Annotated in this window: 11 protein-coding genes and 2 pseudogenes; 3 read left to right on the forward strand and 10 right to left on the reverse strand. The window is 59.7% G+C overall.

Annotation, left to right across the window (positions count from 1 at the left end):
* Window positions 1–466: 466 nt before the first annotated feature.
* The 3 genes from XI06_RS16050 to XI06_RS16060 all read right to left on the reverse strand — a co-directional run bounded on the left by XI06_RS16050 (window position 467) and on the right by XI06_RS16060 (window position 3,262).
* Window positions 467–1,777 carry a glutamine synthetase family protein gene (locus tag XI06_RS16050; protein ID WP_271605855.1) on the reverse strand — a complete coding sequence of 437 codons (1,311 nt, stop codon included), beginning with the start codon at window positions 1,775–1,777 and terminating at the stop codon, window positions 467–469.
* Window positions 1,767–2,717 (reverse strand): MurR/RpiR family transcriptional regulator, encoded by a 951-nt coding sequence (locus tag XI06_RS16055; protein WP_271605856.1) that lies wholly within the window; start codon window positions 2,715–2,717, stop codon window positions 1,767–1,769. The genes XI06_RS16050 and XI06_RS16055 overlap by 11 nt, the downstream gene beginning before the upstream one ends.
* 299 nt (window positions 2,718–3,016) lie before the next feature.
* A complete protein-coding gene (locus XI06_RS16060) occupies window positions 3,017–3,262 on the reverse strand; it encodes a hypothetical protein (RefSeq protein WP_271605857.1) in 246 nt (81 codons plus the stop codon).
* Window positions 3,263–3,521: 259 nt separating this feature from the next.
* Between XI06_RS16060 and XI06_RS16065 the strand changes: the two genes are divergently transcribed.
* Complete coding sequence (locus XI06_RS16065) at window positions 3,522–4,181, forward strand: Crp/Fnr family transcriptional regulator (RefSeq protein ID WP_271605858.1); 660 nt, start codon at window positions 3,522–3,524, stop codon at window positions 4,179–4,181.
* Between the two features lie 413 nt (window positions 4,182–4,594).
* Here XI06_RS16065 and XI06_RS16070 read toward each other — a convergent pair whose 3' ends face one another.
* A complete protein-coding gene (locus XI06_RS16070; RefSeq protein ID WP_271605859.1) occupies window positions 4,595–5,071 on the reverse strand; it encodes an Lrp/AsnC family transcriptional regulator in 477 nt (158 codons plus the stop codon).
* A 189-nt stretch (window positions 5,072–5,260) separates the two neighbouring features.
* Here XI06_RS16070 and XI06_RS16075 point away from each other — a divergent pair, with 189 nt between their 5' ends.
* Both XI06_RS16075 and XI06_RS16080 read left to right on the forward strand, forming a co-directional pair.
* Window positions 5,261–6,739, forward strand: a complete 1,479-nt coding sequence (locus XI06_RS16075; RefSeq protein ID WP_271605876.1) for an NAD-dependent succinate-semialdehyde dehydrogenase — start codon at window positions 5,261–5,263, stop codon at window positions 6,737–6,739.
* A 10-nt stretch (window positions 6,740–6,749) separates the two neighbouring features.
* The gene (locus XI06_RS16080) at window positions 6,750–8,150 is read left to right on the forward strand and encodes an aminotransferase (protein WP_271605860.1); all 1,401 of its coding nucleotides are present in this window, start codon (window positions 6,750–6,752) and stop codon (window positions 8,148–8,150) included.
* Window positions 8,151–8,892: 742 nt separating this feature from the next.
* Here the strand turns inward: XI06_RS16080 and XI06_RS16085 are convergent.
* The 6 genes and pseudogenes from XI06_RS16085 to XI06_RS16110 form a co-directional block, all read right to left on the reverse strand.
* The gene (locus XI06_RS16085) at window positions 8,893–9,186 is read right to left on the reverse strand and encodes a hypothetical protein (protein ID WP_271605861.1); all 294 of its coding nucleotides are present in this window, start codon (window positions 9,184–9,186) and stop codon (window positions 8,893–8,895) included.
* A gap of 34 nt (window positions 9,187–9,220) precedes the next feature.
* The gene (locus XI06_RS16090; RefSeq protein WP_271605862.1) at window positions 9,221–9,394 is read right to left on the reverse strand and encodes a hypothetical protein; all 174 of its coding nucleotides are present in this window, start codon (window positions 9,392–9,394) and stop codon (window positions 9,221–9,223) included.
* Entirely contained in the window at window positions 9,391–9,657 is a 267-nt protein-coding gene (locus tag XI06_RS16095; RefSeq protein WP_271605863.1) for a hypothetical protein, read from the reverse strand. The genes XI06_RS16090 and XI06_RS16095 overlap by 4 nt, the downstream gene beginning before the upstream one ends.
* A gap of 350 nt (window positions 9,658–10,007) precedes the next feature.
* A pseudogene (locus XI06_RS16100) lies at window positions 10,008–10,730 on the reverse strand (ATP-binding protein).
* Window positions 10,731–10,741: 11 nt separating this feature from the next.
* Window positions 10,742–11,435 (reverse strand): annotated as a pseudogene (locus XI06_RS16105) (Mu transposase domain-containing protein); the annotation flags it as partial.
* 513 nt (window positions 11,436–11,948) lie between these two features.
* A complete protein-coding gene (locus XI06_RS16110) occupies window positions 11,949–13,223 on the reverse strand; it encodes an acyl-CoA dehydrogenase family protein (RefSeq protein ID WP_271605864.1) in 1,275 nt (424 codons plus the stop codon).
* Between the last annotated feature and the right edge of the window lie 924 nt (window positions 13,224–14,147).

Raw genomic sequence — 14,147 nt, forward strand, 5'->3', positions numbered from 1 at the left:
GCCGTTGGCGCGGCTCGTCGCTTTCAGCTGCGGCAGCGCGACTTGTGATCATGCCCGCCCAGGGCTTTGATCAGGAGATGTCCGCTCGGACTGGAAAGACGGCCCTGCCAGCCCTCCGATGGCCTGCGGATCAAATGAACGATGGAGGGCGATGGCAAGGTGCAGAAAGTTCCTGAAGAGTTCTCGGCCGTCATGCGCCGTGTACTGGCAGAGCCATACCAGACGTGCACGGGCTGCCCGGGGCGGTAGACCATGTGGTGCTTCGGCCTGGCGTCCTCCCGGTCATCTCTTGATGAGCTCAATCGTGACGGCTAACGCGTCGCCAGCGAAGTCCCAACACTGGCTGTAACTTTCAGGCGGACTCCCCCGTCCAGTTGCGCTCATACAGCGTTGCCAGTTATCATTCCGTGACAAAATGGCTGATACGGGAATCGCCGATCGGACTGATGATGGAGCTTTGGGTCTGTCAGTAGACTTGCTCGTACAAGCTGCAGATCTCCTGTTGAGTTTTTCCCTCCACGAACGCTATCTCTCCCTTTTTGTGCTTTGCGTATGTCTCAGCGAACCCGACCGGAAACCACTCGATTACCGTGGGATTCGCCAGCAAGCGATCAAGCGCTTCCGGTAAGGATGTGGGCAGACGGCAGTATCCACGTCTCGCCAAAGCCGATGGATCGAGAAGCGAAAGGTCCTCGGTGGTTGCGTCTGGTGTCGGCAGTTCGTCTTCAATGCCCTGAACGCCGGCGTGTACGATGGCGGCGAGTTGCAGGTGCGGGCTCGCGGTGGCGTCGGCAGCGCGAAATTCAAAATTGAACTGAGCTGCCTTGGAAACATCACTCAGATCAGAAACGGGGCAGATCCGGACTGAAGCCTCGCGGTCGCGGAAGCCGAGGTTATTGAAGGCCGCGCTCCAGCGATGTGGTGTGAGCCGCAGGTAGGACACGACGCTCGGCGCTGTGATCGCGACGATCGCGGGAAGATACTTGAGGATGCCAGCAACAAATTGGCCTGCGGTCCTGGAAAGCTCATGTTTGCCGTTTGGATCCCACGTTGCCGGCCTGTCGTCATCGAGGAAGCTGAGATGGATGTGAACGCCGTTGCCCACGCCGGCCGGGTCCCTGATCGGGGTGAATGTGACGTCCTTCCCGAATGCGTTGGCAACCAGGCGGACGAGCTCGCGCAGTATCGCAGACTGATCCGCTATGGCGATCCCTCGCGAGGGTCCCATCGTGACTTCATACTGCCCCGCGCCAAATTCTTTCATGAATGTGTCCGGCTCCAGCCCTGCGGCGCGCATCGCTGCCACAAGTGCTTCGGCCAGGCGTCGCTCGATGCGGAAGCCGTTAACGCTGTAGGCCTCTCCAATGCGACCTGCATCGTTCCGGAACTGGAATTCGTGTTCGAAAGCCCCGAATAGCGTCAGGCCTGTCACCCGATCGAGGCGATCGAGAGCACCCCTCAGGATCGAACGGGTACAGAATTCCCACGGCCTGCCATCAGTGTGACGAATGTCACCGAGCGCGAAATGCTCCGCCGGCAAATCCTCGCTCAGTTGTACGCACACCCTTGCAGCTTCATCGGGAATGAGGACGAGATCACCAAGCGAGCCAAACGGGCTTTCCGCAATGGTGTCGAAACAGGTGATCTGGGCGTTGGTCGGCGTCCAGCCAATGCCCCGCTTTGCCCGCTTGTCGAGCTGCGAAGCGGGAAACGCCTTGCCACGAACCTTGCCGGCAAGATCCGTGCAGCATGCGATCAGCATTTCCTCAGCGATCATCTCTTTCCTCCGAAGGCTGAGCCGGCGGCACCAGACGAAGTCTGTCCCAGGCCTCCAGCCGTTTTTTTGTCGTCGACCAGTTCGATTCCGATACCTTGACGATCAAGGCCTCGACGATGGTGAGTGCGCAGACGAGCGTGTCCCACGCTGTTTCAATTTCGATCGGCAGGGCAACAACATGGTCGCTATGGCGAGCGATTGGCGACATCCACTTGTCAGTGATCAGCACAATCGACGGCCGGCATTCCCTTGCGACGATGTCGGCAAGCGTCTGCAGGTCGGGCTGATAGCGGCGAAAGTCGAACAGGACGAGGACATCCTGCCTGCGGATCGCCAGCAGCTGGTCGGGCCAGTGCTCGGGATTGGATGGAAGATGATAGACCTTCGGTCGAATCTGCTTGAGGTGCACCGACAAGAAGCGGGCGATGCTGTCACTGACGCGCCCGCCAAGCACGAAAACTGCCCGGGTGGGGTCGGCAATGAGCCCAAGGATCCGGTCGAACTGCTCCTGCGGAACGCTGGCGCTCATCTCATGTAGCCGGTCGGAAGCCCGCCGGGCGTAGTCGGCCAGAAAGGCACGACGGCTGCCTGGCTTTTCAGTAGCCTTGAGCTCCAGCGGCGAGCGTCGGCTTTCGCGCAATTCTCCTATCAACTGGCGCTGAAACTCCTGATAGCCGGCAAAGCCAATCTTGGTGACGAAGCGCGTGATCGACGGCGCACTAACCCCCGTGCGCTCGGCCAGCTCCTGGATGGTCTGGAGGGCGCCGAATGGATAGTCCGCGAGCACGGCATTGGAAATCTTGCGCTCGCTGGCGGTCAGATTGGCGCTTTCACGCCTTATTGTTTCACGCACGGTCATGATGGCTGCAAAAGCTGATTGGCGGAAAATGGGATGCCCATATTCGGACACTATCGAGAATGAAAATAAATAGTCAAACAAAAAAAATAATTTGACTTTGATCGAGGATTTTTGTTCATGCCTGTAGCCTTCATGGCGAAGGACATCCGCCGGCTTCGGTGTTGTTGCCGCGGGTGCGTCCAGGTCCTTTTACCTGCGCGGTCGACGTTTCGCGGGCGGCACAATCTGTCATGAAGACCAACAGGTATTGTTGTTTTGCGGATCGTGCGTCCAAGTCGCCATTCAACTTCCGTGCTGCGGCGCAGTCACTTCATTAGCGGAGTCGCGTGCGGCACAAACGACAGGATGACTTTGCTCAGAAGGCAGCTGACGGCGTTTGCCTAGTCCTGAGCAGGACCAGCCAAGCAGAGTAACTGGCGAACATGCTCCCGAGACAGCTTGTCTTCAATGGCAAGACCATCACAAGCGAGCGTGACGTGCACGACAACCGGATTCGCAAACAGCCGCTTTTGATTGCGCCCAGGCAAGTTGGCGGCGCCTGCTTCAAGCCAGATTACAACAAACAAACCGTCGGCTTGTCGAAATCCATCGAAAAGGACGCCCAAAAAGCGGGATTTGAGTGTCAACGGGAGGCTCTTTGCATTTATCAAGATTCAGACATTGCGACACTTGGCGAGCTTAGCTCGCAACGATCGAATGTCAGGACACGGAGTTACTATGGCTGACCGCGTGCCCGCCGGCCTGGACGTGCGTGATCGCTCCGCAGATGCAGCTCTCAAGCCGGGGCCCAGCACTCATTGGTTGCTTCAGCGGCCTGGCCCCGGGACGTACCCCTGTGTCAGAAATGCGGTGCTGGCGAGAGTCTCCCTTCAGGATCTCGCAGCAATGACGAAGTTTCTCGAGCCGGTCGTCCTGAACGAGCGCATGGTTCTGCAGGAGCGGAGAAAGCCTCCTCAGTATGTTTACTTCGTCGAATCAGGGCTCGTCTCGCTGAGAATTGTCGCAGCGGGAAGCATCCTTGAAACTGCAGTGATCGGATATCAGGGGGCGGTCGGTGCCTCGTTCTTCACGGGAGGACATCTTTCGACGCTTGAAGCTGTTGTTCTCTTTCCTGGAAGCGGACACAGAATTCGTGTCGAGGACTTGCGTCGAATGATGAACGAGCGTCCTGAAATCCGGGGAAGCCTTTTTCGGTACGCTCAGGCGCTGGCCCTGCATTGCGCCCAGACAGGATTATGCGCCGTTCGGCACCGTCGCGAAGAGCGGCTTGCGAGCTGGCTATGTCTGGCGGGTGACGCTGCTGGCACTCAAGTACTTCCAGTCACCCATGAGTACCTTTCGTCTGTCCTGGGATTGCGCCGCGCCACCGTAACGGAAACCCTGATCCGATTCGAAGAACAGGGATTGATTCGCAAGATGCGCGGCGTCTTGCACATCGATGAACGCAGTAATCTCGAACGGATGGCGTGTGGCTGTTACAAGCTTGTTTCGGAGGCTTATTCTTCGTCCGGGTCCGTGATCTCAGGGGAGGGGGCAGCCGACTGAAAAAGTCACTGTAGACGTTCTGCTCCAGCCTTTCGACTCTGGACGAAACTGCCTTGCGGCGGCGTCACCTGCGCTGCCGATTGGTGCGTGACATTATATGCCTTCCCTGACAGCTCAGGACATCCGAACACTTCCGGATGGTCGGGCAGCATCATTTCGACGGCGCTAATCCGTACGCAACGTACGAAAGTGCGTCCTGCATGACGACCGGCTGAGCACTCCTCACGTGTACACGCTTGCTATCACGTCAGGCTGGAGGCGCAGCTCGGTTTGTCACTGAGCTCCGCGGGGTCATACCGACAAGTCAGGCAAGCTGAGTTATCGCGTCAAAATGATCTGCGGCTCGTCCGGGATCAGCACGCCTCTAGATGAAGAGGACTCGATGCACCGATGCGCGAGAGGGGACAGCCACATCAACCCTCGGCCGGAGCCGCAATTGGAACAGCAAAGCCTACCTTGACGCGGTCCATGATGACCATCGTCTTGAAGCCCTTGATGTCCGGGTTCGCATAGAAGAACCGCCGGGTGAACTGCTCATATTCTTCCATGGTGGGGGCGGTGACATACAGGACAAAATCGGCCTCGCCGGTGACGTAGAAGCCATTGACGACGTCAACAGACGACTTGATCGCCTTCTTGAACCTGTCGATGATATCCGAACGCTCCCGCTCTAGGTTGACTAGCACGAGCATTTGAATGGGCCTTCCCGCCGCCTTCGCAGAAACGATGGAGACATCGGCCTCGATGATACCTTCCGAACGGAGCCTCTTCAGTCGTCGCTGACACGCGGTCGGGGAAAGGCCTGCCATTTCGCCGATCACCTCGGATGTCAAACGATTGTTCTTCTGCACGATCTCGAGGATTCGAGCGTCTATCCGATCGTACTGCATGTCGTCTCCAGCCTTGGTGAGTTTCGTCGCAAAATGCCTGCGCGATGCAGGAAATCATCCTAGCCTCAGGTAATGCGACGCAAATGTCTCCTGCGGCGCCAGTATCCTGAATGCACAGGAAACTTCAACAAACTGTACACTTCGGACCTTCGAATGGCCCTTGAAACCAGCCGGCACAAAAGCCCTAATTTGCCCGGTCTTGCAGCCAGCTACCTGCAGGACCTGCGTCGTCGCGATTTTCTGGCAGGAGACGCGCTGATCGATGGCCGCTGGGTTTCGAGCGACCAGAGGGACGTGGTGGTCGATCCGGCGACCGGGGAAGAGATCGCGGATGTGGCTCGTTGCTCAGCTTCGGATATGAGTCTTGCGATCGCGGCGGCTGATCGATCGTTTGCTGCGTGGCGAAGGTTGTTGCCAGCAAGGCGTGGAACGCTCCTCAGGTCCTGGGCGTCATTGATGCTCGACCATTCGGAAGAGCTTGCCGTCCTGGTGACGAGCGAGCAGGGCAAGCCACTCCGGGAGGCTCGCCAGGAAATTGCATACGGTGCTGGATTTCTCGACTGGTTCGCCGCAGAGGGCGAGCGTGCATACGGCGAGACGATCCCGAGCCACAAGGCGGGAAGCCTGCTTCAGGTGCGAATGCAGCCAATCGGCGTGGCGGCGGCGATTACTCCGTGGAATTTTCCTGTCGCGATGATTACTCGAAAGGCCGGGGCCGCCCTTGCGGCCGGTTGTCCAGCCATTGTGAAGCCCGCGCCGGAGACGCCGCTTACTGCACTTGCCGTGGCCAGGCTCGCTGAAGAGGCCGGCTTCCCGCGCGGCGTGTTTCAGGTGGTGGTTGGTCATCCGGTCGAACTGTCGATGCCGCTGCTGCGCGATGCGAGGATACGTGCCCTTTCATTCACCGGTTCTACCGAGGTCGGCCGCCTGCTTCTCGAGGGGGCGGCCGACACGATCAAGAAGGTCTCGCTGGAGCTGGGCGGACATGCCCCTTTCCTCATCTTTGATGATGTTGACCTCGGGAAGGCCGTCAACGGGGCAATGGCCGCGAAGTTCGCTACGTCAGGCCAGGACTGCCTCGCCGCCAACCGCATCTATGTTCAAAAAGCCATCTATCCCGCCTTCGTTGAGGCTTTTGCTGCGGCGATGGCTCAACTGAAAGTCGGGCATGGTCTCGAAGCTGCAACAGACATTGGACCAATGACCAGGTTGTCAGTCGCCAACAAGTGCAGGGCCCAGATCGATGATGCCGTGAAAAAGGGCGCCCGCATTCTTTGCACTCATCAAGGCGCCAGTCTGGGTCCGAACTTCGTTCCGCCGACGCTGCTGGGCGATGTCACTGAAGACATGCTCATTGCGCGTGAGGAGACGTTTGGACCGGTAGCTGCCGTACTTCTGTTCGAATCTGAAGAAGAGGTTGTCGCCCGGGCAAATGCCAACGAAATGGGACTGGCCGGGTACATCTACACGAACGATCTGCGTCGGGCGCTTCGCCTTTCCGAGCAGATCGAGTGCGGCATGCTCGGTATCAATACGGCCTCGTTCACGGGCGCGCCGATCCCGTTTGGCGGGTGGAAGCAGTCCGGTCTCGGCCGCGAGGGCTCGCGCCACGGCCTGGCGGAATACATGGAACTAAAATACGTCTGCTTCGGCGATCTGGTAGCTTAGGAGAACTGGAATGATCGACATGAAAACCATCGCCGAACGGGATCGCTCAAGTGTCCTGCATCCATTCACCCAGCTCAAGGAATTCGCCACAGGCAAGATCGGTGATCCGACGATCGTCACGGGCGGGCAAGGCATCCGCATTGAAGATGCCGCTGGACGCAGCTACATCGATGCCTTTGCCGGCCTCTACTGCGTAAACATTGGCTACGGTCGGACCGAAGTGGCTGACGCCATCGCGCGGCAGGCTCATAAGCTGGCCTACTACCACACATATGCCGCCCACACGACTGAGGAGCTGGCAAAGCTGGCTGATCGTCTCGTGCGAATGGCGCCGGGCAAGCCAGCCAAGGTGTTCTTCGGCTTGTCCGGATCGGACGCCAATGAAACCCAGGCTAAGCTCGTCTGGTACTACAACAACCTGCGTGGCAAGCCGAAGAAGAAAAAGATCATCTCTCGCGACCGCGGCTACCATGGCTGTTCGGTGGTTTCCGGCTCGATGACCGGAATGTCGTTCTACCATGATCATATGGACCTTCCCTTTCCGGGCATTCTGCATACCGGTGCACCCCACCATTATTGGGGCGCCGAGCAAGGCGAGAGCGAGGAGGCCTTCTCTCGCCGGCGTGCTGCCGAGCTCGAGCAGCTGATCTTGCGGGAGGGGCCCGAAACGGTTGGCGCCTTCATCGGCGAGCCGGTGCTCGGGACGGGCGGCATCACCCCGCCGCCGGCGGCCTACTGGCGTGAAATCCAGGCCGTGCTTCGTCGTTACGACGTGCTGCTGATCGCCGATGAGGTGATTTGTGGGTTCGGGCGAACCGGGGCGGACTTCGGCAGCACGCTTTACGAAATCGAGCCTGACCTCGTGACCGTCGCCAAAGGCCTGACCTCCGGTTACGTGCCGCTCTCGGCAGCTATCGTTGGTGAAAAGGTTTACGCCGTCATGGAGGAAGCTGGGGACAGAGTGGGGGCATTTTCGCACGGATATACCTATTCAGGTCACCCGATCGCGGCCGCGGCCGCCAACGCCGTACTCGATATTGTTGAAAAGGAGCGACTGAGCGATCGCGCCAGAATCGTCGGCGCGCATTTCCAGAACAGACTCAGGGAGCGGTTCGCGCAGCTCGAGAATGTCGGGGAAGTGCGAGGCGTCGGTTTGCTCGGCGGGATCGAGTTCGTTGCAGATCGCCATACGAAACGGCGATTTGATCCGCAGCTCAAGATCGGTGCCCGCATCTCGAAAGCTGCACGTGATCGCGGGCTCATTGCTCGCGCGATGCCGCATGGCGACATTCTTGGTTTTGCACCGCCTCTCGTTGTCTCCGAAGCCGAAATCGACGAGATTGTCGAACTGGCGCACGGGGCGACACGGCAGGTGCTCGATGAGCTCTCAAGGGAATCAGCCGTTGCCTGAAAGCTGTTTCAGCATCGACTGATCGCTGCGAGCTCTCGCGAGGCGGTTCTCCTTCAATTGGCTCGCGCTGAAGGTTGGTTGCGCGGCGGGCGCGCAGCCCAATCTCGGCGTGCTTTTAAGATGATGCCGGTGCTCTCGAGAGCAACAGGCAACCCGCCGGTGAGACCGCGCCGTTCCATCTCTGATGGGAAAAGCGCGTCGGAGACGGGGGCGTGCATAGGGATAATGAGCTTGCCTCTCCCAGCGTTTGTCCAGCATCTGTCCGCATTGCGCCATTGATCACGCCAGTCAGGACAGCCGCCATTCTGAAACAACGACCGTGCGGATCATGCCGCCGGCAAAGTCCACAGTCGACCAGCCACTGTCGAGCTCAGGCTGACGGTCTGATCGCAAAAAAAAACGCGAGTGTTCCGGCTTACGCGCAAAGTTTGGCAGCCGCGAGGGCCCGGATTAATAAACGTCGATTTCGATACATGAGGCTAGCGTTTTCGCAAGACGAGGCCGGCGGGCCTTGGGGTTTCGTTCCGTCAAGCACCAATGAGGGCGCAAGGCGGATCGTATGGGACGGGACGCATGTTCTCGCAACCTGGAGGTCCATCAATGAAACTGACGAAGAGCTTGTTCTGCGGCGATGTTCGCCGCGCTGGAGCGCAAGCCCCGCCCATCTTTCGGTGAAGGCAAAGCGATCTATCACGTGAAGACGTGCTCCCTGTATGGAGCAGGCTTCGGTAGTACATGCTCATCATCGCCCGTTTCGATGCCTGTAAAAAAGGGCTGCGTCGTAATCATCGCACTCGGCCACCGAGCCGGAATGCCTGCCCATCCGCAATCGGAACTGCTCTTGCGAATGAAGATTGGTTGGGTTGGTGATGATCCACCAACGCCCGTCACTCACGTGAACATCCCACACGTTAAGGCGGTGATTGATGACCGCTTCCGAATACACCTTCTGCAGGAATAAAACGGCCGCGCCACCAGGCGATTGCGGCAGGTAATACGAAACACGTACTCGTTTTCCCCTGATCGCGGGCAGCATGGTTGTGCGAATGCCTTAGATGTTCGCGATCTAGTTATTGGTGCTCGCCGACAGCGTCTTGGCGCAGGAATTCCACCAGGTCCTTCAATGCCGTTTGCTCGTGGGCGAACAACTCGGTCAGATCGTCGGACGTTATCGATGGCGTTGAGCGAAAGCTCTTGCTGATAGCGGCGTCGGTCTTGCGCCGCAGTTCCGCGAACACATTCACGCGTTTTTGCCATTCCTGGTGACAGTACTGAGCACCTTTGGCATCGGGCGAGATATTTTGGTGAGGTGGTCACTGGCTAAACGAGCGGGCGCCTGGCCTTTATCATCCCACTCAACCGGAACGGTCCAGCCCCTGGGCACCGTTCTGCGGAGCGTGGCATCGGGCCCAACAACGGCTGTTGGCTCGCCGTTCACGGTGGCAAATCCGAACAGCTTGTGGCTGACCCGGTCTCCCCATTTAAAGGGACATTCTTCGTGCTCCATCGAGCGTCTCCTATGCTTGCTTTGCCTTAGGATACCCCGCCTGTCAGTGCCATCAAATCCAGTGCGATATTTCAGTCGCTCGAATTTTGGGGCTGTACATCTGGCATGGCCTCTTTGGGCGCAGCGAAGATGAGCAACTTCAAAGTTAACCTGTCGGAGCGCCGTGGCTTGTCCGAGTGCGCTTGCTTGTTGGCAACCTTTTCTTTTTTAGCTTGTGGAAGCTCCGCGCCGGCTTCGCCGTTTCGCCAAACCGCTCACTTCCGCTCCGGCCGATCAACTTTGCGGCCGCACAGCCCCTGCGGTCCTTGGGAAAGGGACTGACCAAGTGGCATGTCCACAGTGTAATGAGCTCAGACCGTTCGGGCGGGTTGGCGGCTTCGGCGCAGGCCCTCGCCGGTGAGGTCGAGCCGATGAGCATTGTGGACGAGGCGATCGAGCATGGCGTCGGCATAGGTGGGATCTCCAATGAGCACATGCCACTGGTCCACGGGGAGCTGGCTGGTGACGATGGTGGAACGATGACCATAGCGGTCTTCAAGGATTTCCAGGAGGTCGTGGCGGGCACCGGCGTCGAGCGGCTCATCGAGGATCAGCAGATCGACACGGCCGAGCCCGCGCAATAGGCGCGGATGGCGGCCGTCGCCGCGCGCGAGAGCGAGATCATCGAACCGCCGCGGAACACGTTGATAGAGCGCCGAGCGGTTGTCACGGCAGGCCTTGCCGAGCGTCGTGGCGAGCCAGCTCTTGCCGACGCCGGCCGGGCCGCGGATCAGCAGGTTGGCATGGTCGTCGATCCCCCTCGACAAGCTTGGCGAACAGCGGACGGTCGAGGCCGCGCGGAGTGCGGTAGTCGATGTCCTGGACGCACGCTTGCTGGCGTAGCTTCGCGTAGCGCGGGCGCGTGGCGAGCCGCTTGTCATAGCGCAGCGAGGCTTCACGTTCGAGAAGCAGGGCGAGCCATTCGGCGTGTCCGAGGCTGTCCGCTTCGCCGGGGGCTTCGATGTCGACGAAGGCTTTGGCCATGCCGTGGAGGCCGAGGCGTTGAGGCGGTCGAGGGTCGGACGGGTGAGCAAGAGAGGGTCTCCTAATTATAGTAGCGCGGTCCGCGGATGTTGGCATGCAGGATCGGCGCGTCGTCCGCGGAGCGCTGGGGAGCGGAACGCCGATCGAGATTGTTGGCGAGGATCGACTTGACCGAGCCGTAGGTGCGCGCGCCGATGTCGATCGCCCGCGCAACCGCGGCGTCCAGCCGTTCGCGCCCATATGAGGCGGCAAGCCTGAGGATGCCGAGGGAGGCGCGGAAGCCTTGCTCGGGGTGCGAGCGCTCGTCGAGAATGAGGTCGCACAACGCGCTGGTCGCCTGCCCGACGCGGCAGCGTCCTGGCGGATACGCGCGATGGTCCAGCCGGCGTAACGCCGATGACGGGGGCCATGTGCTCCGGCACGGTGGTGTGTTTGTGATTGCCGTTCATGCGCTGATGCGCGGCAATCCGCTCGCCCTTGTGGAAGATCTCGACGGTGCGGGTGGTGAACCGCACCTCGACCTCGGCACGCGCGAAGCGATGCGGGACGCCGTAGTAATGCTTCTCCAGCTCGACGTGATAATCGAGGCTGACGCGGCGGATCCGCCACTCGGCGAGTACGTAGGGGCTCGCCGGCAACGGCTTGAGCGCCGGCCGGTCGACCTCCTCAAGCAGCCGGCGGCGCGTCACGCCGAGCCGCCGGATCGGTCGTTCCTCATTGAGACTGGTGAGCAGTTCGCCGATCGCCGCCTTCATCCTGATCACATCGCGCACACGGCGCATCGCACCTCTCCGTCGGCATCCAGGGTCCCTTCGCAAAGCCGAAAGGGTTGACCCTATGGGAGCCAGAAGAGGCCTCGTCACCCGGGCGACATCATCCCGGAATACTGGGCGAGATCATCTCCGAATGCTGGGCGACATCGAGCGGAATCCGCATGAAGCAATCTGACTACGCAGGGACACGTGAGCGGAAGCCCAATTTCGCGAGGTGCAGGATCCGAACGTTCGCTGTCCAGGATGCCTTTCCAAGAGAGCTAAAGCCGCATCCGCTCGCCTTCGCGAGCTTTCTTATCGATTTGGGCCTCTTGCATCTTTCCTCCCGATGCGCGAATGCGTCCTCATACCGCTAAAGCCGAAAGGCGCTGGCCTGAGTCACCCTCCTCCCCACAACGGGGGAGGTCTGTTGCCTGAGGCGGCTTCCTTGCGCCCGCCAAGACAGCATCCCAAAGAATCGTGCGCGGCAGATCAGATTCGGCCGCGCGTCGTCCTTTACTCCATGCTCAGTTCGTGCCGTCCCACAACCATCCAGTGGACCTCGTCGGGACCGTCGGTCATGCGCAATTGCCGGACATCCGTGTACATCTCGGCGAGCGGCGTCCAGTTTGAAATGCCGGTTGCGCCGTGCATCTGAATCGCCTGATCGATAATTCGGGAGGCACGCTCCGGTACCATGGCCTTGATCATACTGACCCAGACACGCGCCTCCTTGTTGCCGAGCACATCCATAGCCCTCGCAGCCTTCAGGACCATCAGCCGCATGGCTTCGATTTCGCATCGGGCCTGCGCGATGATTTGCAGATTGCCGCCGAGACGAGCAATCTTCCGACCGAAGGCCTCGCGGGTGAGCCCACGGCGCACCATCATGTCGAGTGCTTTCTCAGCCTTGCCGATGACGCGCATGCAGTGATGGATGCGGCCCGGACCGAGGCGGATCTGCGAGATCTCGAACCCGCGGCCCTCCTCGAGCAGGATATTTTTTTTCGGTACCCGGACATTGTTGAAGCGCAGGTGCATGTGGCCGCGCGGCGCGTGGTCTTGCCCGAAAACGTGCATGGGTCCGAGGATCTCGACGCCGGGCGTGTCCTTCGGCACCAGAATTTGCGAATGCTGCCTGCTGGGCGGTGCATCCTGGTTGGTTCTCGCCATCACGATCATGATCTTGCAGCGCGGATCGCCTGCGCCGGAGATGAAGTATTTCTCGCCGTTGATCACCCACTCGTCACCGACAAGCCTTGCGCTTGTCGAGATGTTCCTGGCGTCCGATGAGGCCGCGTCTGGCTCAGTCATGGCAAAAGCCGACCGAATTTCACCCTTGAGCAGCGGCTTCAGCCACTTCTCCTTCTGCTCCGGCGTGCCGACACGCTCAAGCACCTCCATGTTGCCGGTATCGGGCGCCGCGCAGTTCAGGGTCTCAGGTGCAAGCAGGTCCTTGCCAAGCTCGGCGGCGATGTAGGCGAAGTCCAGATTCTTCATTCCTTCGCCAGTGTGTGCATTGGGCAGAAAGAAGTTCCACAAGCCCTCCACCCTGGCCCTCGATTTCGCTTTTTCGATCATTTCGAGCTGCGTCCGTGTGAAGCTCCAGCGGTCGGCTGTCTCCTCGGGAAGCTTCTCGAGCTCGGCGGAAATCGGTTCCACGGTTTCGCGGATGAACTTGCGCACCCGCTCGTACAATGGCCGCACTCCCTCGGACATGCGAAGGTCGTTCAGCTCGTCACCTGGGTTGAGGCTGTAGCTGGTGCAACGGACCGGTGTTGCGATGATCATGATTCAGCTCCTCATCTTGAATAAGGCCTGCCGGGAGAGAGGGGCTCCCGCAGGGAAAGGCGCTATCAATATTCACGGTCGCCGCCGAAATGACAGCTGAAGGTTAATCCCTTGACAGGGTGGTCTGCACTGTTCTGTCCCTACAAGCGCCAGTTGATGCATTGCGTTCGTTGGGAGGAAAATCCCTGAAGCCACCAGAGAGGGGGGTACCCCGGCCACGTAATTTGCCTCACCTTGAACGTGCGTTTCGTGCTGCCGGCAGTGGGGTGTTGCACCGAGCACAGGACTCCCAATGCGCGTGGTCAGCCGCCTATTGGAGAGCCGCCACCGAAGGCGTCCCATTGATCGGGTCCCGCTGATATCCGCCTGCGGCAGCGGCGATTGAGCACAGACCAGAAGTTCGTCCGGATAGGGCGGAGCGAGCCCATCAACAATGGTGGGATCCTCTCGAGCACATCTCACGGACCAAGGGTATGAGACAGGCCGGTATCCGCTCACTGTTGGAATTCTAATGCTGTTCGGAGGCTCGGAGGAACCGCAATTGATAGCTGCGTCGATCGAAGTGGGTCGGGCTTGAGCGTTTCGCTGCACCATCGCAATAGAGGGCCTGTCCTGTTCTGGTCGTGGAGTCTACCGCGCGTGGATACCTCAGCGATACTGCCGGCCTTGGTAGGCAGGATCTCAGTTCTCATCTAAGTACTGGAGTTCTGCCTGAGATCATACGTCGCACAATGCATACTGACGCGGAGGGGCGCGACGCCTATTACTGACTGAATTCATCAGCGGCAAAGGGTGAGGAGCATAGTCTTGGATCACCGCCATGGATCCGCCCAGCAGCCGCGCACCCGAAAGTACGGCTTTCCGCCAAGTACCAATATTCTCGGATAACGTCGTTGCGGCGACGTCGCTCTTTGCAGTCGCGCC

Source organism: Bradyrhizobium sp. CCBAU 11434 (genome assembly GCF_028128895.1).
GTDB lineage: Bacteria > Pseudomonadota > Alphaproteobacteria > Rhizobiales > Xanthobacteraceae > Bradyrhizobium > Bradyrhizobium zhengyangense.